This is a genomic window from Bosea sp. RAC05, from assembly GCF_001713455.1.
Classification (GTDB): domain Bacteria; phylum Pseudomonadota; class Alphaproteobacteria; order Rhizobiales; family Beijerinckiaceae; genus Allobosea.
Window position 1 is genome coordinate 1,759,367 of record NZ_CP016464.1, and the last position, 25,386, is coordinate 1,784,752.

Annotated in this window: 27 protein-coding genes; 17 read left to right on the top strand and 10 right to left on the bottom strand. The window is 69.3% G+C overall.

Annotation, left to right across the window (positions count from 1 at the left end; genetic code table 11):
• Positions 1-101: 101 nt before the first annotated feature.
• The 3 genes from BSY19_RS11785 to BSY19_RS11795 all read left to right on the top strand — a co-directional run bounded on the left by BSY19_RS11785 (position 102) and on the right by BSY19_RS11795 (position 1,902).
• Complete coding sequence (locus tag BSY19_RS11785; protein ID WP_069054339.1) at positions 102-518, top strand: Ros/MucR family transcriptional regulator; 417 nt, start codon at positions 102-104, stop codon at positions 516-518.
• Positions 519-712: 194 nt separating this feature from the next.
• Positions 713-1,084: a helix-turn-helix domain-containing protein gene (locus BSY19_RS11790; protein WP_210184426.1), complete on the top strand. Its 372-nt coding sequence runs from the start codon at positions 713-715 to the stop codon at positions 1,082-1,084.
• A complete protein-coding gene (locus BSY19_RS11795) occupies positions 1,081-1,902 on the top strand; it encodes a DUF6456 domain-containing protein (RefSeq protein ID WP_083247552.1) in 822 nt (273 codons plus the stop codon). The genes BSY19_RS11790 and BSY19_RS11795 overlap by 4 nt, the downstream gene beginning before the upstream one ends.
• Positions 1,903-1,913: 11 nt before the next feature.
• Here BSY19_RS11795 and BSY19_RS11800 read toward each other — a convergent pair whose 3' ends face one another.
• Together BSY19_RS11800 and BSY19_RS11805 are read right to left on the bottom strand one after the other, a co-directional pair.
• Positions 1,914-2,342: a SufE family protein gene (locus BSY19_RS11800; protein ID WP_069054341.1), complete on the bottom strand. Its 429-nt coding sequence runs from the start codon at positions 2,340-2,342 to the stop codon at positions 1,914-1,916.
• 64 nt (positions 2,343-2,406) lie between these two features.
• Positions 2,407-2,682 carry a hypothetical protein gene (locus BSY19_RS11805; RefSeq protein ID WP_069054342.1) on the bottom strand — a complete coding sequence of 92 codons (276 nt, stop codon included), beginning with the start codon at positions 2,680-2,682 and terminating at the stop codon, positions 2,407-2,409.
• A 322-nt stretch (positions 2,683-3,004) separates the two neighbouring features.
• On the opposite strand from BSY19_RS11805, the gene BSY19_RS11810 reads away from it, so the two are divergent.
• From BSY19_RS11810 to BSY19_RS11820, 3 genes are read left to right on the top strand one after another with little or no spacing between them, the layout of a single operon-like run.
• Positions 3,005-4,807 carry a PAS domain-containing sensor histidine kinase gene (locus tag BSY19_RS11810; protein ID WP_150129590.1) on the top strand — a complete coding sequence of 601 codons (1,803 nt, stop codon included), beginning with the start codon at positions 3,005-3,007 and terminating at the stop codon, positions 4,805-4,807.
• 16 nt (positions 4,808-4,823) lie between these two features.
• Positions 4,824-5,423 (top strand): superantigen-like protein SSL4, encoded by a 600-nt coding sequence (locus BSY19_RS11815; RefSeq protein WP_069054344.1) that lies wholly within the window; start codon positions 4,824-4,826, stop codon positions 5,421-5,423.
• Between the two features lie 23 nt (positions 5,424-5,446).
• Positions 5,447-5,782, top strand: coding sequence for a DUF1491 family protein (locus BSY19_RS11820; protein WP_069054345.1), 336 nt, complete (start codon positions 5,447-5,449; stop codon positions 5,780-5,782).
• 38 nt (positions 5,783-5,820) lie between these two features.
• Here BSY19_RS11820 and BSY19_RS11825 read toward each other — a convergent pair whose 3' ends face one another.
• On the bottom strand, positions 5,821-6,954 hold the full coding sequence (locus BSY19_RS11825) for a hypothetical protein (RefSeq protein WP_069054346.1): 1,134 nt from the start codon (positions 6,952-6,954) through the stop codon (positions 5,821-5,823).
• A gap of 144 nt (positions 6,955-7,098) precedes the next feature.
• Here BSY19_RS11825 and BSY19_RS11830 point away from each other — a divergent pair, with 144 nt between their 5' ends.
• Together BSY19_RS11830 and BSY19_RS11835 are read left to right on the top strand one after the other, a co-directional pair.
• Positions 7,099-7,329 carry a hypothetical protein gene (locus tag BSY19_RS11830; RefSeq protein WP_069054347.1) on the top strand — a complete coding sequence of 77 codons (231 nt, stop codon included), beginning with the start codon at positions 7,099-7,101 and terminating at the stop codon, positions 7,327-7,329.
• Positions 7,326-8,102: a hypothetical protein gene (locus tag BSY19_RS11835; protein WP_150129591.1), complete on the top strand. Its 777-nt coding sequence runs from the start codon at positions 7,326-7,328 to the stop codon at positions 8,100-8,102. The genes BSY19_RS11830 and BSY19_RS11835 overlap by 4 nt, the downstream gene beginning before the upstream one ends.
• A gap of 3 nt (positions 8,103-8,105) precedes the next feature.
• On the opposite strand, the gene BSY19_RS11840 is transcribed toward BSY19_RS11835, so the two are convergent.
• The 3 genes from BSY19_RS11840 to BSY19_RS11850 form a co-directional block, all read right to left on the bottom strand.
• The gene (locus tag BSY19_RS11840; protein ID WP_150129592.1) at positions 8,106-8,738 is read right to left on the bottom strand and encodes a DUF1254 domain-containing protein; all 633 of its coding nucleotides are present in this window, start codon (positions 8,736-8,738) and stop codon (positions 8,106-8,108) included.
• Complete coding sequence (locus BSY19_RS11845; protein ID WP_083247554.1) at positions 8,735-9,310, bottom strand: DUF1214 domain-containing protein; 576 nt, start codon at positions 9,308-9,310, stop codon at positions 8,735-8,737. Before BSY19_RS11845 ends, BSY19_RS11840 begins: the two co-directional genes overlap by 4 nt.
• A gap of 89 nt (positions 9,311-9,399) precedes the next feature.
• Positions 9,400-11,628: a transglycosylase domain-containing protein gene (locus tag BSY19_RS11850; protein WP_069054350.1), complete on the bottom strand. Its 2,229-nt coding sequence runs from the start codon at positions 11,626-11,628 to the stop codon at positions 9,400-9,402.
• A 279-nt stretch (positions 11,629-11,907) separates the two neighbouring features.
• Between BSY19_RS11850 and BSY19_RS11855 the strand changes: the two genes are divergently transcribed.
• Both BSY19_RS11855 and ppdK read left to right on the top strand, forming a co-directional pair.
• Positions 11,908-12,402 carry a YcgN family cysteine cluster protein gene (locus BSY19_RS11855; RefSeq protein WP_069054351.1) on the top strand — a complete coding sequence of 165 codons (495 nt, stop codon included), beginning with the start codon at positions 11,908-11,910 and terminating at the stop codon, positions 12,400-12,402.
• A gap of 157 nt (positions 12,403-12,559) precedes the next feature.
• Positions 12,560-15,244 (top strand): pyruvate, phosphate dikinase, encoded by a 2,685-nt coding sequence (ppdK, locus tag BSY19_RS11860; protein WP_069054352.1) that lies wholly within the window; start codon positions 12,560-12,562, stop codon positions 15,242-15,244.
• 77 nt (positions 15,245-15,321) lie between these two features.
• Here ppdK and BSY19_RS11865 read toward each other — a convergent pair whose 3' ends face one another.
• Positions 15,322-15,996 carry a TetR/AcrR family transcriptional regulator gene (locus BSY19_RS11865; protein WP_150129593.1) on the bottom strand — a complete coding sequence of 225 codons (675 nt, stop codon included), beginning with the start codon at positions 15,994-15,996 and terminating at the stop codon, positions 15,322-15,324.
• Between the two features lie 128 nt (positions 15,997-16,124).
• Here BSY19_RS11865 and BSY19_RS11870 point away from each other — a divergent pair, with 128 nt between their 5' ends.
• The 6 genes from BSY19_RS11870 to BSY19_RS11895 all read left to right on the top strand — a co-directional run bounded on the left by BSY19_RS11870 (position 16,125) and on the right by BSY19_RS11895 (position 21,495).
• The gene (locus tag BSY19_RS11870; RefSeq protein WP_069054354.1) at positions 16,125-16,583 is read left to right on the top strand and encodes a (2Fe-2S)-binding protein; all 459 of its coding nucleotides are present in this window, start codon (positions 16,125-16,127) and stop codon (positions 16,581-16,583) included.
• A gap of 2 nt (positions 16,584-16,585) precedes the next feature.
• Positions 16,586-18,742, top strand: coding sequence for a xanthine dehydrogenase family protein molybdopterin-binding subunit (locus tag BSY19_RS11875; RefSeq protein ID WP_171905133.1), 2,157 nt, complete (start codon positions 16,586-16,588; stop codon positions 18,740-18,742).
• 291 nt (positions 18,743-19,033) lie between these two features.
• Positions 19,034-19,243 carry a cold-shock protein gene (locus BSY19_RS11880; protein WP_066724499.1) on the top strand — a complete coding sequence of 70 codons (210 nt, stop codon included), beginning with the start codon at positions 19,034-19,036 and terminating at the stop codon, positions 19,241-19,243.
• A gap of 180 nt (positions 19,244-19,423) precedes the next feature.
• A complete protein-coding gene (locus tag BSY19_RS11885; protein ID WP_069054356.1) occupies positions 19,424-20,860 on the top strand; it encodes a DEAD/DEAH box helicase in 1,437 nt (478 codons plus the stop codon).
• Between the two features lie 84 nt (positions 20,861-20,944).
• Positions 20,945-21,217 carry a translation initiation factor IF-1 gene (infA, locus tag BSY19_RS11890; RefSeq protein ID WP_066724490.1) on the top strand — a complete coding sequence of 91 codons (273 nt, stop codon included), beginning with the start codon at positions 20,945-20,947 and terminating at the stop codon, positions 21,215-21,217.
• An 8-nt stretch (positions 21,218-21,225) separates the two neighbouring features.
• Complete coding sequence (locus BSY19_RS11895) at positions 21,226-21,495, top strand: hypothetical protein (RefSeq protein ID WP_069054357.1); 270 nt, start codon at positions 21,226-21,228, stop codon at positions 21,493-21,495.
• 275 nt (positions 21,496-21,770) lie between these two features.
• Here the strand turns inward: BSY19_RS11895 and BSY19_RS11900 are convergent, their stop codons facing one another.
• From BSY19_RS11900 to BSY19_RS11910, 3 genes are all read right to left on the bottom strand, one after another.
• Complete coding sequence (locus tag BSY19_RS11900; protein WP_069054358.1) at positions 21,771-22,394, bottom strand: hypothetical protein; 624 nt, start codon at positions 22,392-22,394, stop codon at positions 21,771-21,773.
• A 692-nt stretch (positions 22,395-23,086) separates the two neighbouring features.
• Complete coding sequence (locus tag BSY19_RS11905; protein WP_069054359.1) at positions 23,087-23,251, bottom strand: Flp family type IVb pilin; 165 nt, start codon at positions 23,249-23,251, stop codon at positions 23,087-23,089.
• A 310-nt stretch (positions 23,252-23,561) separates the two neighbouring features.
• Entirely contained in the window at positions 23,562-24,203 is a 642-nt protein-coding gene (locus tag BSY19_RS11910; protein ID WP_069054360.1) for a lysozyme inhibitor LprI family protein, read from the bottom strand.
• A gap of 387 nt (positions 24,204-24,590) precedes the next feature.
• Here BSY19_RS11910 and BSY19_RS11915 point away from each other — a divergent pair, with 387 nt between their 5' ends.
• Positions 24,591-25,385 (top strand): substrate-binding domain-containing protein, encoded by a 795-nt coding sequence (locus tag BSY19_RS11915; RefSeq protein WP_069054361.1) that lies wholly within the window; start codon positions 24,591-24,593, stop codon positions 25,383-25,385.
• Position 25,386: the final 1 nt, after the last annotated feature.

Sequence of the window (25,386 nt, forward strand, 5' to 3'; positions counted from 1 at the left end):
GTGTTCGGGTGCTCTTGGTCGGGATCGCACAAGGCGTTCACAGCAGTAATGCCTTCCACAAACGTATCATCTCGCCGAATGTATCAGGGAGTGGCGCCGCCATGGCAGACAACGAAGGATCGGATTATATCGAGCTGACGGCGGATATCGTCTCGGCCTATGTTTCGAACAACTCTGTTCCGGCGTCGGATCTGCCTGCGCTGATCAACGATGTTCACGCTGCCTTGAGCCGTGTCGTCAGCGGTGTCGCCCCCGTGGTGCCGGCCGAGGCGCCCCGCCCGGCGATTCCGGTCAAGAAGTCGATCACGGCCGATTATCTGATCTGCCTCGAGGACGGAAAGAAGTTCAAGTCGCTCAAGCGCCATCTGCGCACGCAGTACAACATGTCGCCCGAGCAGTACCGCGAGAAGTGGGGCCTGCCGCCGGACTACCCGATGGTGGCGCCGAACTATGCCGAAGCCCGCTCGCAGCTCGCCAAGAAGATGGGCCTGGGCCAGCAGCGTCGCAAGCGCCGCTGAGGCGCGCGCCCTCCGCAAGGGGGCCTCGCGAGGTTTTCGAAAAGCCGCCGGTTCGCCGGCGGCATTTTTCGTGTCCGGTCCGGCCCCCGGGGATAGCGCCCCCCTTCGCGGTGAGGGCACTTGTCATAGGAATATTTTCATGCATTGCTGATCGTCATCGCCGGCCCAGGCTGGTCTCATGCAGAGAACAAACAATGAACATGTCGAGAGCTGACAGGAGTGACCCGCTGCGCCAGGCCGCCTGCGCGCGCCTGGCCGAAGTGGCGGTCGCGGCGACCGCCCATCTCCCCGCGGCGATCCTGCGCACCCCAGGGCGAGGGCACCCGCGCGTGGCGCTGGCCCGCCAGACGGCGATGTATCTCGCCCATGTCGCCTTCGGTTTGACGCTGAGCCGCGTCGGAATCTGCTTCGGCCGGGATCGGACGACGGTGCGCCACGCCTGCGCGCGGATCGAGGACCGCCGCGATGACCCCACCGAGGAGTTCGCCCTCGCGGCGCTCGAGGCCGGGCTGCTGGCGCTGACGGGCGCGCTGGGGGCCATGCCGACAGAGGAGGTTTGCTCGTGACGGCGCCGGAGAGCAGGGAGGACATCGAGGCGGCTGCGGCCCGGCTGCGGCGGCATCTGGCCCAGCCGGGCGCCTTCGCCCGGCTCTCGCCGCTCGGCTGCGGGCGGATCGGCCTCTACCGCGGCGGCGGGGGCGCGACGCTCGGAGCCGGGTTCGTCCCGAAGGCGGCGGCCGATGCCCTCGCCGCGCAAGGCCATGCGGTCTGGACCGGGCAGGGGGAGGGGCGACGCCTGCATGCGCTGCAAGGGGCGCCCGCGGATCGCCCCGCCATCGTCCCGGCCGTGATCGAACGCGACGGCCGCTCCGAGACCGTGATGCTGGACACCCGCGAAAGCCCGCTGCTGTGGCTGCATCGCCGGCCGGGCCGGGACGGCAAGCCGCAGATCTCGGACGAGGAATTCGCCGCCGGCGAGCGCTTCCGGGCAGACTGGACGCTCGCGCGCCTGATGCCGCGCACCACCATGAACTGGGATGCGTCGCTGGTGCCCGACGGTCGCGGCGCCGGAAGCCGCGGGCCGGCGGCAGCCTCCGATTCCGCGCTGGCGGCGCGTCAGCGAGTCCGGCTGGCCTGCGACCGGCTCGGACCGCAACTCTCGGGGCTGGCGATCGACGTCTGCGGCTTTCTCAAGGGGCTGGACGCGGTCGAGCGCGAGCGCGGCTGGCCGGCGCGCTCGGCCAAGGTGGTGCTGCGCCTCGCGCTGGAGGCGCTGGTCGCGCATTACGGCCTCGGGGCGACGCGCGGGCCGGCGCGGACCCTGCCATCCATCTGGCGGGAGGAGGGCGCGCGGCCCGCTATCCTGACCGGCCGGGCCGGCTGAGGCCGGACAGGTCAGCCGGCCGCGGCCTCGCGCGCATCGGATTTGATCCGCTCGATCATCGAGCGGACGCCGTTCGAGCGCTGCGGCGTCAGATGCGCCGCCAGCCCCAGCTTCTCGAAGGTGGCGAAGGCATCGGTCGCGATGATCTCGGCGGCGGTGCGGCCGGAATAGATCGCCAGCGTCAGCGCCACCAGCCCGCGCACGATATGGGCGTCGCTATCACCTCGGAAGGACAGCCGCGTCTGCGGGCCCGGTCCCGCTTCGGCCTGCGAGTCCAGCCAGACCTGGCTGGCGCAGCCGCGCACCTTGTTGGCCTCGTTATGGGCTTCCTCCGGCAGGGGAGCCAGGCTCTTGCCGAGTTCGATCAGGTAGCGGTAGCGGTCGTCCCACTCCTCGAGCAGGTCGAAATTGGCGACGATCTCGTCCAGGCTGGTGCTCATGGCCTCTCTTCGGCGTGTCGCGCGATGTCGTCAAGCGCGCCGTGGCCGCCGGCCTTGCGGCGTGTCAGCGCGTCGTGCGCGTGGCCTGGCCCGTCGCGGCGGCGGCCGCCATCTCGATCAGGCGCTGGCGCGTTTCGGGGTCGAGCCCGGCGAAGATCTGGGCCGCTTCCCGCGCCGCGGTGAGGCTCGACATCGCGGCGGGCGCATCGACGCGGGGCAGGCTGGCCGCGACCCGGCGCGCCGTCGCGGCAGTATCGTGCTCCTGCGAACGCTCGCCGTGAACGGGCGAGTGCAGCGCGATCACGCCGATCACCGCCAGACTGCGCAGGATATAGGCCATCGGAACCCCGTCTCGACAGAGGCTCGCCCGAGCCTCAACCCGTCCGGAGCATAGCGCCGGGTCCGGAAAAATCGCGTCATTCGCGACGGTCAAAGGCCGCGGGCGATCTTCAGCTTCCGTTCACCCTGCCGACAAACAACGGAACTGTCGCGCTGCCGTAACGTTGGGTAGGTCAACATACTGAAAAGACGAGAGAATGCCCACCTTTTGGAGGGCTGCGCAGGAGGCGGAGCGGCTTGGCTTTAAGGCCCGCTTAAACCGCGCTGGCGACAGTGGCCGCAAGCGAGCGAACCGCTCGCGGCGATCAGGCGTTGCGTTCCCCATGAAGTTGCAGGCGGTCAGGACACAGGTGGCGGCGATGGTGCACGCATCCGTGCTGCCCCATTCGCTGGAGCGCATGCGGCATGAGCGCTTCATCCTGACGCGCCTGCTCGTCGGCGCCGTCGCGCTCGGCCTGGCGCCGGCCTATCTCGCCTGGCGCGGCACGCTCGGCATGCTGGAGACCGCGATCCTCGTGGCGGCGGCCCTGCCGCTGCTGGCGGTCGTCACCCTCTCGCGGACCGGCCGGCTCGACATCGCCCATTGCATCTCGGCGGCGGCGCTGGCGCTCTTCATTGCCGCGCTCGCCGGAATGACCGGGGGCGCGGCGTCTCCGCTGCTGCTCTGGCTTGCCGCCGTCCCGGCGGAAGCCATGTTCTTCGGCACGCGCCCCTATGTCGCGCGGGCCGGCGGCATCGCCGCGGTGGCCCTGGTCGGCGTCATGCTGCTCGACCATGCCGGCATCTTCGCCGGGCAGGCCGACTGGTCGCGCGAGATGATGCCGGTTCTGGTCATGCTTGCCATTCTGCAGGCGATGGCGGTCGCCGTCGGCTTCCTGCTGCGGCGGCGCGAGGAGTTGCGCGAGCACCGGGCGGCCGACCAGCGGGCCCAGCTGCTGCTCGACCATGTCGGCGACCTCGTCACCTGGCACGATGCGAACGGTGCCGTCGTCTTCGCCAGTGCGGCGGCCCGCAGCCTCGCCGGCGCCGAGCCGCGCGACCTGCATGGACGCGGCCTGTTCGAGCGCGTCCATGTCGGGGACCGCCCGCTCTTCCTGAAGGCGCTGAGCGACGCCGCCCATGGCAGCGGTTCCGCCACGGCCTGTTTCCGCACCTTGTTCATGCCGCAGGACGGCGAGCGCCAGCATCCGGTCTCGCGCTGGCTCGAGATGCAGGCTTGCCGCATCGACACCGCCGCGCCCGGCGACAGCGCCGCCGTGGTCTGCGTCACGCGCGACATCACCACCCGTCGCGCCCACGAAGAAGAGCAGGCCCGCGACCATGCCGAGGCCGTCAAGGCCAGCGACGTCAAGGGCCGGTTTCTCGCCACCGTCAGCCACGAGCTGCGCACGCCCCTCAATGCGATCATCGGCTTTTCCGAGATGCTGACCCATGAGGGCCAGCCCTGGCTCGATGCCGAGAAGCGGCTCGATTATGCGCGGATCATCCACAGCTCGGGCCATCACCTGCTCGACGTCGTCAACACGCTGCTCGACATCTCCAAGATCGAGAGCGGGACGATGACGATCGACCAGGAGCCGCTCGACCTGACCGAGATGACGCGCGACTGCCTGGCGCTGATGACGCTGCGGGCGGAGGCCGGCGGCATCGACCTCGAGCGGGTCGCCGGGCCCGACCTGCCGCTGGTGCAGGGCGACCGCCGCGCCCTCAAGCAGGTCGTGATCAACCTGCTCTCCAACGCGATCAAGTTCACCCCGGCCGGCGGCCGCGTCGTGCTCGCGGTGGTGCGGGACGGCGATGTCGTCGACCTCTCCGTGTCGGATACGGGCATCGGCATCTCCGCCCAGGACCTGCCGCGCCTCGGCGATCCCTTCTTCCAGGCCAAAGGCTCCTACGACCGCGCCTATGAGGGCACGGGCCTCGGCCTCTCCGTCGTGCGGGGGCTGGTCGGCCTCCATGGCGGGCGGCTCACCATCGAGAGCGCGCCGGGCGTCGGCACGCGGGTTTCCGTGCGCCTGCCGGTCGGCGGCGTCGCCGACGCCTCGCAGCCTGTCCGGATCGCGACCTTCGCCCGCGCCCCGCGCCGGGGCCTCGAAAGCAAGACACCCTTCCGTCTGACCGCCTGACAGCAGAGCCAGCCGCATGTCCACGATCGCCGCCCGCGCCCACTCCAGCGTCTCGCTCTCCGCTCCCGTTCGGCGAGCGGCGCCCTCGGCCCCACCGGCGCGCCGCAAGGCGGGCTGGCTCGGCCGTGTCGGCCGGCTGGCGCTGCGTCGCCCCGGCCGGGCCCTGATGTTCCTGTTCTTCGCCGGCGTGGCCGCGATGATCCTGGCCAACGCGCTGCTGCTGCAGCAGGCGCGACATCCCGCGCCGATGGTCTCCGCGCCGTCGGGTTCGCCGGCGCCGCGCCAGGCGATGCGCTCCGAGACGCCGGCTTCCCCGGTCCAGGCTCAGCCGGCTGCGACTCCCACCTCGGGCGTGGCGGCACCGATCCCGCCGACGCGGCCGGTCGACCTGTCGCAGTCGCCGCGCGAGGCGGGCGCTCGCCCGCCGGCGGCCGTGACCAATGTGGCGCGAACCGCGCCTGCGCCCACGCCCGCTCCGGCGGCTCGCGCCAGCGCACCCGCCCCGCGCGATCCGATCGCCGATCTGATCAACGGCGCCGACATCCGCCCGCCGGCGGAGGTGCGCGGTGTCACGCAGGCCCGCTCGTCGAACCAGCGCCGCAGCGCCGAGAACTGACGGGCGCGGAGGACACGCGGCCGATGGCGCGCCTGACCAGCGATTTCTGGGTTTCGGCCTATCTGCGCCAGGCCGCGCATGACGGGCTCGTCGCGGTGCTGCGGCGACGCGGCGCGGCCGAGGCCGGCGCGATTTTCGTCAAGCTCGACCGGCTCGACCGAACCGCCGCGCTCTACGGGCCGGCGCCGCAGTCCCTCGCCGAGGATGACGGCATCCGCCGCTTCCAGCTCGTCCTCGACTCCGATCCCGGCAGCGTCGAGGACAGGGTCGCGCGCGAACTGCGCTTCGATTCCGATCTCTGGCTGGTCGAGATCGAGAACCGCGCGGGTGACCCGAGGCTCGATCTGGTCGAGGGCTGATCGCGGCCATCGCCGGAGGAGCCGCCGCGCGGTGACTCTCAGCGGCGCTCGCGCTTGAGGCCGATCTTGCGGAGGATCTCGCTGGCGCTGCCCGCCGGCTCCTGCCGGGCGGTCCCGGGCCGCTGCGGCGTGCCGCTGGCATCCATCGCCGGCTGATGCTGCCCCTTGCGGGCCAGCGGCGTCGTGGCGATGCCGCCGACCTGCGCGACCAGCCGCAGCGCCACGGCCGGCCGGACGCTGCGCATCAGCGCGACCACCGCGAAAATGCGCTCGACCGAATGCGCCGCCTCGTCGCCCAGGCGGATCAGGAACCGTGTCGCGTCCTCGACACTGGCGCCGGCTGCGGTCAGGGCCAGCGCCGCGAGATCGCGCGAGGTGTCGGCCGCCATCGCCTCCGCCAGCATGGCTCCGCCGCCGAGATGCCCGGAGACCGCCTGAAACGCACTGGCCTGGTCATCCGCCGCCATGGCGAGCCAGCCGGCGAAGACCTCGCCCGGCACGGCCGGACGCCGCTCGGAGGGCGTCAGCGTCTCGAGCGCCGCCAGCGAATCGAGGATCGCCAGCCGCCGCTCGGGACCGGCCGCGAGGAAGAGGGGCGCGATGTCGACGCTCGACACGTCGCGCCGCGCCAGGAGCGGCTGGGCATAGCCGGCGTCGCGCCGCGCCCGCGCGACCAGCAGGTCGAGCGCGACACGCGGCAGCGCCACCGCGGCATTCATCATCAAAGCGAAGTCGATCGCCCGGTCCTCGCGCTCGACCAGGATCAGCACGGCGGTGGCCGTCACGTCGCTGCGCTCCGCCAGCGCCAAGGCCAGCCGGCTGTCGGGCTGCACTGCGACATCTTCCATCTCGGCCGGTCCGAGCTGCAGGCCATGCCGGATCAGGGCGGCGAGCACGGCACCGCCACGGGCGCGAAGGGCTACCAGGGCCGGCGCCGGCGCGTGCGGCCAGGCCGCGATCTTGCGGGCGAGGATGACGGCGGTGGCCTCGTCCACGCCCGGCATCAGCGTGGCGGCCATCTCCCCGAACGCCGCGAGATCGTCCGGGGCGGGCTGGGGCGTCGACATCAGCAAATCCGCCTTCACCCGCAGCGAGACCTGGGTGAGATCGAGCCCGCCATCGCGCGCGAGGCGGGCGAGCTGGGCGATTTCGGCGGAAATGCGCGACGGCATGGGCTTCTCGACTGTGATTCTGGGCTCGAAGCGACAGTAATCCCCGAGCCTTTAAGAGGGCGTTAACCATGTCCGGGCCTGATGTGAACCGGAGAGCGATCTCCCGCGACCCACATCCAAGGCGCCAAGGCATGGAGGCGCATCATGGCCGTCGTCATCTCCCTCGCGTCCCGGCTGCGGACGCAATCGCCGCAAGCCCGGACCGAGCGTCCGGAGGCCGCGGCGATCCTGTTTTTCACCGGCGTCCGCTACGAGCGTGAGGCCGAGCCCGTTGCCGCCGATCCGGTGGTGCGGCGGCGCTCGCGCGCACTGGCCACAAGCGCCGGCCGTCCGAAGCGGGCCAAGAAGGCGACCAGCGCCCGGCAGCCGGCGTGACGCAGCTCGCGCGTCTTGCAGGCGGACCCGCTGCGCGGGCCGCGGCCCTGTCTGTGCTGCTCGCCACGGGCGCGTGCACCGGCGATCTCGGCCGCCCGCGGCAGGACATCTTCAGCCAGGTGCTGGCGCCGCAGGCCGGCTTCTGGTCGGCGACGGCGCGGGGCGAGGCCGCCTCGCATTTCCGCTTCACCGACGATGAGGAGCAATTGCGCGACCGCGCCTGGCGCTTCGTCATGCCGAGCCACGAGAAAAGCACCTTCCAGCGCCGCGTCTCCGACCTCGCCCATGCGCGCATCCTGCCGGCCCAGATGCAGTCCAGCGCGAAGTCCGACTATTTCAACGCCCTGACCGGCGGCTCCTTCGCCTCGCAGGCCTCGCGCTATGCCCGCCTCGCCGAGGACGCCAATGCCGACCGCCTCCTGATCGGGCCGTTCCGCGCCAACGCCATGCGCGTCGTGGCGGCGGACCGCGTGCGGATGCGGACGGCCGAGAGCTCGCCCGAAGTCGCGCCCTCGCAGATCGATCCGGCCCAGGCCCGCGTCGTCGAGAACGAGGGGCTGATCCTCTGGGTCTGCGAGCGTGTCGGCTTCCGCATCGAAAGCTATCGCTACGCGCTCGCCAATCTCGTGGTCGAGATGCCGTCGCGGGAGGCGATCCGGGCCGAGCGGGCCATCATGGCGCTGGAGGCCGAGGCCGGCCCGCTGTGCAAGATGCCGCTGATCGGCGTCTTCGGGGGCGAGGGCGACAAGGCGCCGGTCGTCTACAAGGGCTGAGGTTCAGTCCGCCATGCCGCAGGCGACGCCGCTCGCCAGGGCCTCGGCATCGGCCCGGTCCGACGGCAGGCGCGCCAGCACGCGCACGACGATGAGACCCTGCTCGCTGTCCGAGACGACCCGCAATTCGCGCGCGGCTTCGCCCTCCTCGTCACGCGCGACGCGTTCGTCGCGCTGCTCCTCCGTCATCACCACGAACTCGACGACACCGCGCACAGCGGCGCGGTCGGTGATCGCGTAGACGACCCCGCCGCCCTGGCGATGCAGCGTCAGGCCGAGCGGCAGCGTGCCGACGCGGGCGACGACCCGCATCGGCCCGGGGCGGAGGTCATAGCTGCAGATGGCGGTGACGGTCGCGGGATCGGCCTCGCGCGGCAGCGGCAGACCGCGCGGATCGCTGGCGATCAGCTCGGCCTGCCCGCCGGTGCCGAGCGTGCCATAGGCATGGGCGGCGTCGCTGGTCGAGAGGGCCGGGATCATCAGGATGGTGACGATATGGACGATGCCGGCGAGCACGAGACCGGCGGCGGTCGCCAGCAGCAGGCTGCGCAGCGAGGCGCCGAGACGCGCCGCCAGCGGGATCCGTCCTGCGGCCGGTGTTCTCCGGGGCTCCAGCGTCGGGTCGGCGGCGCTCATGAGCAGTCGATCCGGGCGATGCGCGGCAGGCTCTCCGCCCGCGTCTCGCCGGCCTGGGTGGCGATCGGCGTGTCGTAGAGCCGCAGGCGGAACTGGAAGCGTCCGCTCGCCGGGAGGGGGAGCCAGTCGCCGGCCTGGGGCCAGGAGGCTGCCGCGATGCGCAAGCCGCCGTCTTCTGCGCGCACCACCTCGGCGTCGGTGAAGCCGCTGCGGTCGAGCGGCAGGCGGAAAGCGCGCCCGTCGGAGTCGGTGACGCTCAGCGTCCAGCCGCGCGTCGTCGGGATCTGGCCGGTGAGCCGATAACGGCAGCGCCCATCGAGCCCGCGGCCTTCGTCGTCCCGCTCGGCGATCAGCTCGAGCCCCTCGCCCGCGCCCAGCGGCAGATGCACGCCGCGGGCGAGATAGGCCCGCAGATAGGGGTCGATGTCGCGGCTGCCGCTCCGGGGCCAGGCCGCCCAGGGGCCGATCTCGACCATCCCGAGCAGAGGCCGCCCGGCCACGGCGAAATGGGCCGAGGCCAGCCCCAGCCCGGCGCCGAGCGCAATCACATAGGCCAGATGGACGACTCGCAATGCCCTGCCTTCGGAAGCGACCGTCCGCGGGGGACGGCGCGCGAGTTGAACCAGCCGGCGCCGGCCCGTCAACCGGACGCCCGCCGCGGTCAGCGGATGGCGCTGTTGCCGCCCGACGCGGACACGTCGCGGATGCCGACCTGCACGGGGGTGGTGGCGCGGCGGGGGGGCTCGATCGTCTTGAACATCGCGCCCACCGCCGACAGCACCTCGAAGGACTGCCGCGGCATGTGGCCGGCACCCGGCCCCGAACCGGCCGCGGTGGCGGCCGCGGGGACCTGCGCCTTCGCGACCGTCGCGGCCTTGGGGTCCGGCGGCGCCACACCCGGAATCGGCTTCAGCTCGAGCCCGCGATGGGCGAACTGCATGATCTCCTTGAAGGTCATGGCCGGCAGCGAGCCGCCGGTCATGTTCGCGGTTTCCGACGAATCGTCGTTGCCGTACCAGACCGCGCCGACGAGGTTGCCGGAGTAGCCGACATACCAGGCGTCCTTGTAGCCGTTGGTCGTGCCGGTCTTGCCGGCGGTGACGACACCCTCCAGAGCGGCGCGCCGGCCCGTGCCCTCGGTCGGCACCTTCGACAGCATGAAGTTCATGTCCTGCGCCACCTGCGTGCTCAGCACGCGGGCCGCTTCCGGCTCGTCGCGGTCATGCCGGTAGATGACGTCGCCATGCGAGTTGCGGATCTCGATCGCCGCATAGGGCCGCGCGCGCTGGCCGCCATTGGCGAAGACGGCATAGCCCGCCGCCATGTCGAGGACCGTGACCTCGGCCGCGCCGATCGGCAGCGACACGGTGTCGGTCAGAGGCGAGTTGAGGCCCATCGCCCGGCTGGTCTCGATGATCTTCAGCCGCCCGATCCGGGCCGCGCGCGCGACATGCGTCTCGCCGGTGGCCTGGCCGAGCGCGATCGACATCTGCACCGGGATCGTGTTGATCGACTTCGCCAGCGCCACCGTCAGCGGCATCGAGCCCGCGAAGGAGCGCCCGTAATTGTTGGGGCACCAGTTGCCGATGCAGACCGGCCGGTCGCTGACGACCGTGTTCGGCTTGTAGAGCCCCGCCTGCATCGCCGCCGCGTAGACGAAGGGCTTGAAGGACGAGCCGGGCTGCCGCAGGCTCGCGGTCGCGCGGTTGAACTGGCTGGCGCCATAATCGCGCCCGCCGACCAGCGCGCGCACCGCGCCGTCCGTCTCGAGGACCGCCGTCGCCGCCTGCTTGGCACGGTAGCCTGGCCCATATTGGCGCAGAATCGACTCGATCGCCTCGTCGGCCCGTTCCTGAATGGCCGGATCATGCGGCGTCTTCACCGTCAGCACCCGATCGGGGCCGATCTTGCCGTCGTCGGCGAGGCGGCGGATCTCGTCGAAGGCCCAGTCCAGGTAATAGTCCGGGCTGGTGTCCCGGCGCCGGTCGATCGGCGTGGCGGGGTTGCGCTTGGCGCTGTCGACCTGACCCGCCGTCATGAAGCCGGCATCGACCATGGCGTTGAGCACGTCGTTGGCGCGGGCGCGCGCTGCGGGCAGGTTGACGTGGGGGGCGTATTTGGTCGGGGCCTTGAACAGCCCGGCCAGCATCGCGGCCTCGGCCAGCGTGACGTCACGCACCGACTTGCCGAAATAGTACTCGGCCGCCGCCGCCACCCCGAAGGTGCCGCCGCCCATATAGGCGCGGTCGAGATAGAGCTTCAGGATCTCGTTCTTGGTCAGCCGCTGCTCGAGCCAGATCGCCAGGAAGGCTTCCTTGATCTTGCGGTCGAGCGAGCGCTCGTTGGTCAGGAAGAGGTTCTTGGCGAGCTGCTGCGTCAGCGAGGAGCCGCCCTGCACGACGCCGGAGGCGCGCGCATTGACGGTCACGGCGCGCAGCGTGCCGATCAGGTCGATGCCGAAATGGTCGTAGAAGCGGCGGTCTTCCGTCGCCAGAACCGCCTTGAGCAGATGGTCCGGCATCTCCTCCAGCTTCAGCGAGTCATCGTGCCGCGCGCCGCGATGGCCGAGTTCGGCGCCGTAGCGGTCGAGGAAGGTGACGGCGAAGACCTGGTGCTTCAGCGCCTCCTCGCGTCCCTCGTGAAAGGAGGGGATGGCGAGCGCCAGCACGACCAGCGAGCCGGCGATGCCGACATTCAGCCCCTCGCTGGCGAACTCGGCCGCGAGCCTCTGCCCGCCGGTGACGGTCAGCCGGTCCATGAAGCTGCGGATGCGCTCGTAGAGTTCGCCGGCGCGGCGCGCAGCGCCCCACAGGCCGGCGTCGGCCCATGAGTCGACCGCCAGCGCGAAGCGCTTCAGTCGGGTCGTCCAGCCTGTCTTCCTGAACTCCATCGCCGTCCTGGCATCCCGATGAGAGCCGTCGACCTGGAAGTCGATGGCCTAGCCCTGCCGCGCTCCCGTCAGCCCGCCACCATAATCCGGCCGGCTGCCGAGTACATATCGTCTCTTCGCCGCGGCGTAAGAGGCCCGCCGCATTTTGGCAGGAACAGCAGATTCCTTGCCACGGCGCCTGTTCCGTTTCGGCACGCAGCCCGGATACGAGTCAGGGCCGGCGACGGATGCATAACCGCCCGCGCTTCCATCCCGGCCGGCTCCATCGCATAAGGCCCCATGGTCGACGATCCCAACCCCGACGAGCCCTTCTGGCGCACCACCCCGCTCGAGGCGATGAATCGCGAGCAGTGGGAATCGCTCTGCGACGGCTGCGGCCGCTGCTGTCTGGTCAAGCTGCAGGACGAGGACACCGACGCCATCCTGGCGACGGATATCGGCTGCCGCCTGTTCGATGCCGACACCTGCCGCTGCAAGGACTACGTCAACCGCTCGACGAAGGTGCCCGACTGCGTGACGCTGACGCCGCATGACGTCCGCACGCTGCCCTGGCTGCCGCCGACCTGCGCCTATCGGCTGGTGGCCGAGGGGCGCGACCTGCCTTGGTGGCACCCGCTGGTCTCGGGCGACCCGGAGACGGTGGTCGAGGCCGGTGTCGCGGTCCGCGGCCGTGTCTATGCGAGCGAGGACGACGTCCCCGATGAGGACGTGCCGGACCGGATCGTCACCTGGCCCCTGCGCTGGCCCAAGAAAGCGAGGGCGGTGGGCCGCTGACGCCGCACGGCGCGGCCCCGACCCTTTCGGCTCATTGATTGTTCATCCGCTTTTCGGCATGACCACGCCGCTGCGCCTTTGTTGCGGCGCACGCGAACCATTCGCCGGCGGCTGCGTTCTTGCGCATGGTCGGTCGTGACGTGAAGGGGCTGGGACGATGGCTGGCGGGAAATGGGTCTATACCTTCGGCGACGGCAAGGCCGAAGGTGAGGCGGGCATGAAGAACCTGCTCGGCGGCAAGGGCGCGAACCTCGCCGAGATGAGCAATCTGGGCCTGCCCGTGCCACCCGGCTTCACCATCACCACCGAGGTCTGCACCTGGTATTACGACAACGGCAAGCAGTTCCCGCCGGAGCTCGAGGCGCAGGCCCAGGCCGCGCTCGCCGAGATGGGCCGCCTGACCGGCAAGACCTTCGGCGATCCCGCCAACCCGCTGCTCGTTTCGGTCCGTTCCGGCGCCCGCGCCTCGATGCCGGGCATGATGGACACCGTCCTCAATCTCGGCCTGAACGACGTCACCGTCGAGGCCGTCGCCCAGGCCTCGGGCGACGCCCGCTTCGCCTGGGACAGCTATCGCCGCTTCATCACGATGTATTCCAACGTCGTGCTCGACGTCGATCACGGGCATTTCGAGGAGGCGCTCGAGGACTACAAGGAGCGCAAGGGCCTGCATCTCGACACCGATCTCGGCGCCGAGGACTGGAAGGTTCTCGTCGGCAAGTACAAGGACATCGTGAAGAAGGCGCTCGGCAGCGACTTCCCGCAGGATCCGCGGGCCCAGCTTTGGGGCGCGGTCGGCGCCGTCTTCTCCTCCTGGATGAACGCACGCGCGATCAAGTATCGCGAACTCAACAACATCCCCGCCGCCTGGGGCACGGCGGTGAACGTCCAGTCGATGGTGTTCGGCAACATGGGCGACACCTCGGCCACCGGCGTCGCCTTCACCCGCAATCCCTCGACCGGCGAGAACGCGCTCTATGGCGAGTTCCTGATCAACGCGCAGGGCGAGGACGTCGTCGCCGGCATCCGCACCCCGCAGGACATCACCGAGGCCGCCCGCAAGGAGGCCGGTTCCGACAAGCCCTCGATGGAAAGGGCGATGCCGGAGGCCTATGCCGAGCTCTGCCGAATCTACGGCATCCTCGAGAAGCATTATCGCGACATGCAGGACATGGAGTTCACCATCCAGGAGGGCAAGCTCTGGATGCTGCAGACCCGCTCCGGCAAGCGCACCGCCAAGGCGGCGCTGCGGATCGCGGTCGAACTCGCCCAGGAGGGCCTGATCACGCAGCAGGAGGCGGTCGGCCGCGTCGAGCCCGGCGCGCTCGACCAGCTCCTGCATCCGATGATCGACCCCAAGGCCGAGCGCCGCGTCCTGACGACCGGCCTGCCGGCCTCGCCCGGTGCCGCCGCCGGCGAGATCGTCTTCAACTCCGACGAGGCCGAGAATGCCCGCAAGGCGGGCCGCAAGGTTATCCTGGTGCGCGTCGAGACTTCGCCGGAAGACATCCACGGCATGCACGCCGCCGAAGGCATCCTGACCACCCGCGGCGGCATGACCTCCCATGCGGCGGTGGTGGCGCGCGGCATGGGCAAGCCCTGCGTCTCGGGCGCCGGGCAGATCCGCGTCGACTATGCCAAGGGCACGCTCACCGTCGGCCAGACCGTGCTGAAGGCCGGCGACGTCCTCACCATCGACGGCGGCAACGGCCAGGTGCTGCTGGGCGAGGTCAAGATGCAGAAGCCGGAGCTCTCCGGCGAATTCGCGACGCTGATGGGCTGGGCCGACGCCGTCCGCCGCCTCAAGGTCCGCGCCAATGCCGAGACGCCCGACGACGCTCGCACCGCCCGTGAGTTCGGCGCCGAGGGCATCGGGCTATGCCGCACCGAGCACATGTTCTTCGAGGCGGACCGCATCCAGTCCGTGCGCGAGATGATCCTCGCCGCCGACGACAAGGGCCGCCGCGCCGCGCTCGCCAAGCTCCTGCCGATGCAGCGCCAGGACTTCGTCCAGCTCTTCACCATCATGAGCGGGCTGCCGGTGACGATCCGCCTGCTCGACCCGCCGCTGCACGAGTTCCTGCCGCATGGCGAGGCCGAGATCGCCGCCGTCGCCCAGGCGCTGGGCGTCACGCCCGAGGCGCTGAAGCACCGCGCCGCAGAGCTGCACGAGTTCAACCCGATGCTCGGCTTCCGCGGCGTGCGCCTCGCGATCGCCTATCCCGAGATCGCCGAGATGCAGGCCCGCGCCATCTTCGAGGCGGCGGTCATCGCCGCCCGCGAGACCGGCAAGGCCGTGATCCCGGAGGTGATGGTGCCGCTCGTCATGGGGGTCGCCGAGCTCGACCTCGTCAAGGCGCGCATCGACGCCATGGCCAAGGCGGTCATCGCCGAGAGCAAGGTCGAGCTGACCTATCAGGTCGGCACCATGATCGAGCTGCCGCGCGCGGCGCTGCGCGCCGAGGAGATCGCCAAGAGCGCCGAGTTCTTCTCCTTCGGCACCAACGACCTGACCCAGACGACGCTCGGCATCTCGCGCGACGACGCAGCCTCCTTCCTGGGCGCCTACACCGCCAAGGGCATCCTCGCCGCCGACCCCTTCGTCACCATCGACCAGGAGGGCGTCGGCGAGCTGGTGAAGCTGGCCGCCGAGCGCGGCCGCAAGGCCCGGCCCGACATCAAGCTCGGCATCTGCGGCGAGCATGGCGGCGATCCCGCCTCGATCGGTTTCTGCGAGAGCGTAGGCCTCGACTACGTCTCCTGCTCGCCCTTCCGCGTGCCGATCGCGCGGCTGGCCGCCGCCCAGGCGGCGCTCGGCGCGGTGCGGGCGAAGGAAGGCTGAGGCGGGGCAGCGGTACGGCGCCTCGCCAGGGCATCGGCACGCCAGGGGCGCCTTCAGCCTCGCATCGGGTGACGGCTTTACCGCCTCGCCACGGCCTGGGCCGCAAGCGCCGCAATCTGGCGCAGCCTCGCTTGATAGGTTTCCAGCGACGGCTGCGGCCCCATCTTCGCGCCGATCGCCGCGTGGGCGATCGTTTCGACGATCTGTTCGGCCTTGAGCGCTCCCAGCGAGACCTCTCCCGAGGCGGCCGCTTGCGTCAGGAGCGCCGTCGCATGGCTGCAGAAGATGTGCTCGAAAGCCTGCGCTTCCCGCGTCGCGATGCTCGCCATCACCGTCTTGAGCTCGAGCAGATGTTCGCCATCGCCGAAAGCGGCATAGCCTGCGCCGAAATGCGCGAGCATCAGCGCTGAAAGCTTGTCGGGAAGGGGCAGGGGCTGCGCCATCACGGCTTCGCAGCGGGCGGCGACCTGCGCCAGAAACCGCGCCATCATCGCCCGGAAGACATCGTCCTTGCCCTTGAAGTGCAGATAGATCGTCGCCTTGGCGAGGCCGGCCTCGCGCGCGATGTCGTCCATCGAACTGCGCTTGAATCCATAGCGCGCAAACCGGCGAAGCGCCGCGTCGGCAATCTGTTCGATCCGGGTCACCGCCTCGTCGTGCGGCGCCGGGGCACATTCTCGTGAGCCGTCCATTCTCACTCTTGACGGATTCCAGTCTTTGCGCGATCTACTGAATGGACTGAATTGATACAAACAGTCCAATTCGGCTGATCGCCACCGCGGTCGCCGTCGGACGCTATGCCGGATCGGGTTCTGACATAACCCCCCGCGACAGACCGACGTTCCGCTTCTTCACATCGTAATTCATCCACGAGGCAGCCATGGCCCATACACTCACCGTCAATGGACGCACCCACAGCGTCGATGTCGACGACGACACGCCCCTGCTCTGGGCGATCCGGGACAATCTCGGCCTGACCGGCACCAAATTCGGCTGCGGTATCGCCCAATGCGGCGCCTGCACGGTCTGGATCGACGGGCAGCCCGTGCGATCCTGCGTGACGCCCGTCTCTGCGGTCGATGGCAAGGTGACGACGATCGAGGCGCTCGACAGCAAGGAGGCGAGGGCGGTCCAGGCTGCCTGGGACACAATCGACGTGCCGCAATGCGGCTATTGCCAGTCCGGCCAGGTGATGAGCGCGGTGGCCCTGCTCAAGGACAATCCCAAGCCCAGCGACAGCGACATCGACGCCGCCATGAACGGCAACATCTGCCGCTGCGCCACTTACGCCCGCATCCGGACGGCCATCCACGCCGCCGCCCGCACCCTGGAGGGTTGAGCATGACCGCCCACGATCTCACACTCTCGCGCCGCTCTCTGCTGGCCGGCGCCGGCGGCCTCGTCATCGCGCTCCACCTGCCCAAGGCGGCGCGCGCCCAGCAGGCGCCCGGCGCCGCGACCTTCGCGCCCAACGCCTTCATCCGCGTCGCGGCCGACAGCAGCGTCACCGTCCTCGTCAAGCATATCGAGTTCGGGCAGGGGCCCTTCACCGGGCTTGCCACACTCGTCGCCGAGGAGATGGACGCCGACTGGAGCCAGATGCGCGCCGAGCACGCGCCCGCCGACGTCAAGCTCTATGCCAACCTCGCCTTCGGCGTGCAGGGCACCGGCGGCTCCACCGCGATGGCCAATTCCTTCGACCAGATCCGCAAGGCAGCCGCGACCGCCCGAATCATGCTGGTGCAGGCCGCCGCCCAGGCCTGGAAGGTGCCGGCCGGGGAGATCACCATCGAGGCGGGCGTGCTCAAGCACGCATCGGGCAAGCAGGGCCGCTTCGGCGAGTTCGCCGAGGCCGCTGCGAAGCTGCCGGCTCCGGCCGACGCGCCCTTGAAGTCACCCGCCCAATACCGGCTGATCGGCAAGGAGGGTGCGGTCAAGCGCATCGACGGTGCCGACAAGGCCCGCGGCAAGGCGCAGTTCACCATCGACATCAGCGCGCCCGGCATGCTGACCGTCGTCGTCGCCCGGCCGCCGCGCTTCGGCGGGAAGGTGGCGAGCTTCGATGCGACGGAGGCCCTCAAGATCAAGGGGGTCGTCGACGTCAAGCAGATCGGCTCGGGCGTCGCCGTCTACGGTCAGGGGATGTGGCCGGCGATCAAGGGCCGCGAGGCGTTGAAGGTCGTCTGGGACGAGAGCGGAGCCGAGACACGCGGCAGCGCCGAACTCATCGCCGAGTACCGCGCGCTGGCCCGCACGCCGGGCACCGTCGCCGGAAACCATGGCGATGCGCAGGCCGTGCTCGCCAAGGCCGAGCGCGTGATCGAAGCCGAATACGTCTTTCCCTATCTGGCCCATGCGCCGATGGAGCCCCTCGACGGCTATCTCGAATGGAACGCGCAGGGCGCGCTCGCCCGCTTCGGCAGCCAGTTCCAGACCACCGAGCACATGACGATCGCCACCGTGCTCGGTCTCCCGCCCGAGACGGTCAGGCTCGAGACCATGCTGGCCGGCGGTTCCTTCGGGCGGCGCGCCCAGGTCAGCCAGCATCTGGCGGCGGAACTGGCCATGTGCGCCAAGGCGATCGGCCCCAACCGGCCGGTCAAGCTGGTCTGGACCCGTGAGGACGACCTGATCGGCGGCCATTACCGCCCGCTCTTCGTCCACCGCCTGCGCGGCGCGGTGAAGGACGGCAAGATCACCGCCTGGACCAACAGCATCGTCGGCCAGTCCTTCTTCCTGGGCACGCCCTTCGAGGCGATGACCGTGAAGAACGGCATCGACGCGACGATGGTCGAGGGCGCTAATGAGCTGCCCTACGACGTCGCGGATTTCCGCTGCGAGGTCCACACGGCAAAGGTCGGAGTGCCCACCCTGTGGTGGCGCTCGGTCGGGCACACCCACACCGCCTATGCGGTCGAGTGTTTCATCGACGAACTGCTCCAGGCCGCGGGGCAGGACCCTGTCGCCGGGCGGCTTGCCCTGATGGGCAAGGAGCCGCGGCTGGCTGCCGTGCTGAAGGCTGTCGCGGAACTGGCGAAATGGACCGGTCCCGACGCCGGCAACGGCCGGGCGCGCGGCGTCGCGGTGGCGGAAAGCTTCGGCTCCTTCGTCGCCCAGATCGCCGAGGTCTCGATCGGACCCGACGGCGAGCCCAAGGTCCACAAGGTCTGGTGCGCGATCGATTGCGGCATCGCGGTCAACCCCGACGTCATCCGCGCCCAGATGGAAGGCGGCATCGGCTTCGGCCTCGGCCATGCCCTCTATGGCGAGATCACGCTCGACAAGGGCAAGCCGGTGCAGACCAATTTCGACAGCTACCGCTCCCTGCGCTTCCAGGAGATGCCGGAGGTCGCGGTGGCGATCGTCGCCTCGACCGAGAAGCCGACCGGCGTCGGCGAGCCCGGCGTCCCGCCGATCGGCCCGGCGGTCGCCAACGCGCTCGCCCGGCTCGGCAAGGGGCGCCCGCGCCAGCTGCCGATGGTCGGCGGGATGGTGTGAGACGATAGCGGACGCCGAGGCGCCCGACCTGGCCGGGAGGCGGCAGGCTCACCTGAGCCTGCCGCCTTTCGCGTGCCGCGGCCATTCGCTGGACCCGCGTTGCCTTTTGTGCTAGGGCTCCCCATGTAAGACGAGATGCGGCCGGGTTCTGGCCATCCTCCGCGCGGTTTTTTCCGGTCGGCGGGCACGATTCAGATCCACCACACATCGACTACGAGACCATGGCAGGCGTCCGCGCGCCGCGCTGTGTCTTTCCGATATACGCGGATCTGAAACGTAAGGACGACCAATATGAACAAGGGCACCGTCAAGTGGTTCAACGCCACCAAGGGCTACGGTTTCATCACCCCTGAGAACGGCGGGCAGGACGTGTTCGTCCACATCTCCGCCGTCGAGCGCGCCGGTCTGCGCGAGCTGGTCGAAGGCCAGGTCGTGTCGTTCGAGCTCGTCGCCGATCGCAAGACCGGCAAGTCCTCGGCCGGCAACCTCGCCGTCGCCTGAGGCAACCCAACGATCCAGGCCGGCCCCGCGCCGGCCTGGTTCACCGACGACACCTTCCGGCGCTGTGGCTTAGCGGTTCGCCGGCGGGACAGATTCAATATTCAAAGGCCGGGCGCAATCCGGCGGCACAGCCGAGACCCACATGTGCCCCTTGCGTCACGGCGTCCGGAAAGACCTGTTTTGACCCAATTTACCGACCTCGGCCTGGCCGAGCAGCTTCTCAAGGCGCTCGCTTCCGAAGGTTACACCACGCCCACGCCGATCCAGGCGCAGGCCATCCCCCACATCCTCCAGGGCCGCGACCTCCTCGGCGCCGCCCAGACCGGAACCGGCAAAACCGCCGCCTTCTCCCTGCCGCTGATCCACAGGCTGCTCAGCCAGCCGCGCCGCATGGAAACGCGCCAGGTGCGCGCGCTGATCCTCTCGCCGACGCGTGAGCTCGCCGCCCAGATCGAGACCTCGATCCGCGCCTACGCCCAGTTCACCACCGTCAAGTCGGCGGTCGTCTTCGGTGGCGTGCCGGTCGGCAAGCAGATCCGCGCGCTCGGCCAGCATGTCGACATCCTCGTGGCCACGCCGGGCCGTCTGCTCGACCTCGTCGACCAGCGCGCCGTCTCGCTGCGCGAGATCGAGTACCTCGTCCTCGACGAGGCCGACCAGATGCTCGATCTCGGCTTCGTCCATGCGCTGCGCCGGATCGCTACGCTGATCCCGAAGAAGCGCCAGACCCTGCTGTTCTCGGCGACGATGCCCAAGCCGATCCGCGAGATCGCCTCGGCCTATCTGAGCGATCCCGTCGAGGTCTCGGTCGCGCCGGTGGCGACGACCGCCGAGAAGATCGACCAGCGCGTGATCTTCACCACGCCGGGCGAGAAGCCGGCCCTGCTGGCGAAGACGCTGAGCGTGCCGGAGATGGAGCGCGCCATCGTCTTCACCCGCACCAAGCACGGCGCCGACAAGGTCGTCCGCCAGCTCGAGGTCTCCGGCATCAAGTCCGCCGCGATCCACGGCAACAAGAGCCAGGGCCAGCGCGAGCGGGCGCTCGGCGCCTTCCGTGACGGCGAGCTGCGCATCCTCGTCGCCACCGACATCGCCGCCCGCGGCATCGATGTCGACGGCATCAGCCATGTCGTACAGTTCGACCTGCCCAACGTCGCCGAGACCTATGTCCACCGCATCGGCCGCACCGCGCGCGCCGGCGCCTCGGGCATGGCGATCGCCTTCTGCACGCCCGAAGAGCGCGGCGACCTCGCCGCCATCGAGAAGCTGACCCGCATCGCCATCACGCCCATGGGCGAGGTGCCGTATTGGGACGGCCGCACCCCCAAGAAGCCGCCCCAGAACCAGGGCCGCGGCGGACGCGGACAGCAGGGTGGCGGCGGTCGCGACCAGGGCCGGCCGCAGGGCGAACGCTCGGCGCGCCCCCAGGCCGCCAAGCCCGCGCATGGCGGCGCTCCGCGGTCTGAGGCGCCTCGCGGCGAGCGGCCGCAGCGCACGGATGCCCAGGCTCCGCGAAAAGACGCCGGTTCCGCCAAGGAAGGGCTTGGCGGCGTCGCGTTCTTGCAGCAAAGAACACAGCAACCACGCACCAACGGCGCCCGGCGGCGCGCGAACTGACGCGCGACGAGCCAGAACCGGGACGGGCCGGCCTTGAGGGGCCGGTCCGTTCCCTGCGCCAACGGGCACACGAAGGACGACAGAATGGCTAAAGAAGAACTGCTCGAATTCGACGGAACGGTGGTCGAAGTGCTGCCGGACGGCAATTACCGGGTGAAGCTCGACAACGACCACGTCATCCTGGCCTATGCCGCCGGGAAGATGAAGAAGAACCGCATCCGCACCATCGCCGGCGACCGCGTGGTCGTCGAGATGTCGCCTTACGATCTCGATCGCGGCCGCATCAACTTCCGCCAGAAGACCGCCGGCCCCGCGCCCAGCGGCCCGCCGCGCAACCAAAACTTCCGCCGGCGCTGAGCCGCTTCATGCGGTTCTCGCGAGTCGAGCTCGTCTTCGTCGCCTTCGGCGCCGCGCTCGGCGCCCTCGTCGCCCTGGTCTTCAAGGCCGGCTGGCTCGTGCCCTCCGCCAGCTTCCCGCCCTTCATCCTGGTTCTGCTCGGGCTCGGCCTGACCGAGATCGTCGCCGGGCTCGCGCTCGGCCGCTCCCCGGGCGCGCTCGTGGCGATGCCCGCCCGCCTGCTGGCCTTCTTTCTCGGCGTCGGCGTGCTCGCGCTGCTGATGGGCGGGCTGGGGTAGGGCGCCTCGCGACTGCTGCGACAAGCGTCGCCACCCTTCGTCACCAACCACCTCGTCATCCTGGACAAGCCGCGAAAGCGGCGCAGGCCGGGATCCATCATAGAGAGCCGTCGCGCCCGATGATGGATCCCGGCCGGCCTTCGGCCGCCCAGGATGACGCGGAGGAGGCGTTGGCGACCTCGAACCACCATAAAAAAACCCCGGCCGAAGCCGGGGTTTGAGTGGTCTTTTCCGTAGTCAAAGGCAGTCAGTACACAAACGTCTCAAGTCGAAATTCAGTAGCCGGCCCTCTGCCAGTGCTGCGAGCCGGGGCTCACGAGCACCTTGCGATGGCGGGTCTCGGTGACGGCCGGCACGGTCTCGTGCAGGACCTGCGTCGGCCGCACCATCACCTTGCGCTGGCGCTGGGTGTAGACCGGCGGAACCGTCTCGTATTCGACGCGGGCCGGGGAAACCTCGACCGTGCGCTGGCGGAAGCCGTATTGCGGCTTGTCATAGACCCAGCAGCCGGTGGTGCGGCCATAGGCGTCGGTTGTGACCTCCCAGCGCTTGCCGCCGGGCGAAATCAGGACCTTCTCCTGGACCGAGGAATACTGGGCGGGGACATGATGCTGGATCTGCCGCGCCGGATGGATCATCACCTTCTCGGTGACGTAGTCGTATTCGGCCGGCACGATGCGGCGATAGGTCTTCGCGGGGCGCACGACCTGCGTCTCGGCGATCGTGCCATAGACCGGAGGCGTCTCGACCAGATTGTAGCAGGCCGCGCCCTGGCAGGGGGCCGGGCGGCAGGAGGAGCCGAAGCAGCCGCCGGCCTGGGCAGCGCCGGCACCGAGCAGCAGCGCCGCCGAAACGGCGGACGCCGTGAAAGCCGAAACGGTGAGAGCCTTGTGCGCCATGTCCGACAACCTGTCCCCGACCTCGCGGCGTCTGGCGCCGCTTCTTGAGCCGGAGAAAGCCGCGAAACAGTGATGAACGCAAGGTAAACGCCAAAACAAGGTAAAATTAACCAAGTCTCGGCGCCGCCGCATCTTCATGCAGATTGCAGGGACATGAAGCAAAAGCCGTGCATTTGAGCGGATTTTCGCGGGGATCTGCGCGGGACGGCGGCCTGCGCCCCTCAAAGCGCAGGGCTCGTGCGAAGACGGCGATCAGGGAGAGTCCGCTCGAGCGCGAGGCCCAGGGCCTCCAACCACAGGCGGCGCCGACGCGCGCCAGCCGTGGCCAGACGCCGAAGAGCGGCGTCACGGGATGGATCGAGAGGACAGGACGAGCGCCGTCTGCGCTGTGATTGCGCGCAAGGCCATCGCTTCACGGACCGTGTCGATGCGGGTGCCGCGTCGCCGGGACGCAACTCAGAAGGGCAGACCCAACCCGGCAGCGCGTGGCTGCGATGGTTGGAAACGGGGTGCCCATGGCTGGGGATGTCGTCGCAGGCGGCCCGCTCGGCAGCGGTGGAGCGGCGCGACAAGCTGTCTGTGCCATGAATCCCCTTGCGGGACCGCAAGGTCCAGGATTGCGCGACAACGCCCCCCGAAAGCCGGGAGGCGTTGTCCCGTGGCAACGTCGGCGGTTGACCGCCGGAAATGTCTTACTTCAGGCCGGTGTTGATGGCTTCGAACTTGGCCGACAGGCTGGTGCCGATGTTCGTCCAGACGGTGATGCAGACCACCGCGATCAGGGCCGCGATCAGGCCGTACTCGATGGCGGTGGCGCCGGACTCATCCTTGGCGAAGCGAGCGAAAACGTTGGTCATGTGAAACTCCTCTTGAACCACGGTTTGACGGCTGCCTTCGCTCTGAAGTGGCTCTGGTCAGCGTCATCACCTTGGCTGAGGTCGTTTGACGCTGGGTTAATGGGCGGCATGCCGGGGGTGTCGCGCCCGGTTGTTCGTCTCCGATAGTTAATCACTGCTTTCCAGGCGGGCACCTTGCACGGATCGACAGGCCAGTTCTGTTACGTCAAGCGCCCCGCTTCAACCTGCCGGCGGAAGCGGCGGCCTGGGGGCAATGGCAGCGCTGCCCCGGGGTCAACAGGACGAGGCGGAGCGGTTCTCGCCCGGCGGATCAGTTGTTGAAATAGCCTTCCAGCAGCGAGATCTGCTCGCCATAACGCCGCCGCAGGCAGGCCCTGTCCTCGCCGCAGGCATCGCGGCGGCTGACCCAGCGGCTCTGCTCCCGCCGGATTTCGGCGCCTCTGCCGCTGTCGGAGACGGCGCGGCGGTAGGCCACGCTGACGACCCCGTCGAGCCGCGACAGTTCGGCGCTGTCGCAGACGGTCTCCTGAGCCAGATTGGCGGGGTTTGCGCACCAGGCCGGCTTGCGGCCGGGATCGATGTCGCCCGGACCGGAGCCGGGACGCGGCTGTGACTGTGCGGCCCTGACGACCGGGCACTCGATCGTCTCGGAATAGGGCTTGTTCAGCGAGGCGTGGTCCTGGCTGGCGTTGAAGGTGATGTTGTACTCGTTCTCCGCGCCGCCGGCGTAGGTCCTCTCGCCGTTTCGGTGCTGCGTCAGCCGCAAGGTGCGGGTCCGCCCGTCGATCGCGTTGGCCGAGATCGTTTGCTGGTCGAGGACCGTCACCCTGATCGTGAAGGGGCGAACCCCGTCATCGCAGCGAAAGCTCCGCGTGCTCTGTGCGTCGGCGGGGGTGGCGAGCGCCGCCAGGACGAGTCCGGCGAGGGCGCAGATGTTAGTGCGAAAAGACATCGTTGTTCGCGCCCTGCTGGTGCGACCAACGCTACGTCAGCCGGCTATGTTAATTTGAATTAACTTTGAAGAACCTGCCGCGCTCCCGGCCCCCCGTCAAGCGGCGGCCAGGCGGAGGAGGGCTGGGTGGACGGGCGCCGGCCCGCAGCGGTTCCTGGACCGGTTTACGCGATCGGGGGGCGCAGATCGGGTTGCCGGCTGGGCATCGTCAGCGATCACGGTTGCCCCACTCAGATCGCAGATCGCCGGCTCCGAAACATCGCCGCAGGGCGCCTACAAATTAGGCGATTTGGTCCCAACTTCTGATGCGTAAACGAATTGTTTATGAAGCCGTTAATATATCTGCCGATATTCCCTTTGGGAACGTGTGCGCAAAGGAGCCGTGGGATGGACAGACGCCGGGCTATTTTGGCCGTAGCCGCCACGACCTGCTTCGCGCCGCAGGCGTTCGCTCAAGCGCGCGAACTGAAGATTGTCGGATCGGGCGATGGGATGGAGATGCTGCAGGCCGCTGCGAAAGAATACATGGCCGCGCATCCGGGAAAAAACATCGTTGTTCCTCCCAGCATCGGGACGGGCGGTGGGTTTACCGCCGTCGGGACCGAGCGGGAAATACTCGGTCGTGTGGCGCGATTGCCCAACGATGCCGAAACAGCGCAAGGTCTGGTTGCGACGCCGGTCGTTTCTGTCCCGATCGCCATCTTCGCTCATCCGTCAACGGGTGTGACGCAGCTGACATCGGCACAGGTTGTTGCTGTTTTTTCGGGCAAAGTACGGAACTGGACTGAGGTTGGCGGCAAGGACATGGTTGTCCGCGTGGTGCGACGCGACCTGAGTGATTCAACGGTCGTGGCCCTGCGAGCGACGATGCCGGGTTGGAAAGACCTGGTGTTTTCGGACCGCTCCAAGCAAACGCTATCGACCACGGAGATGCTGGAGTCCGTCCGCATGACCGAGGGCGCCATCGGTTTTTGCCCCTATGCGAAGCCCCTCGAGGGTGTGGTCAATTACATCGCGGTGGATGGTGTCAAGCCAACGGAACCGACTTACCCGTCGCATGTCTTGCTGTCGCTGCTGCACAAAGCCAGCACGATCAACGATGAGGCGAAGTCATTCCTGGCTTTCATCAAGACGCCGCGCGCGAAGGATATCCTCAGATCGGCCGGTGGGAAGGTTGACTGAG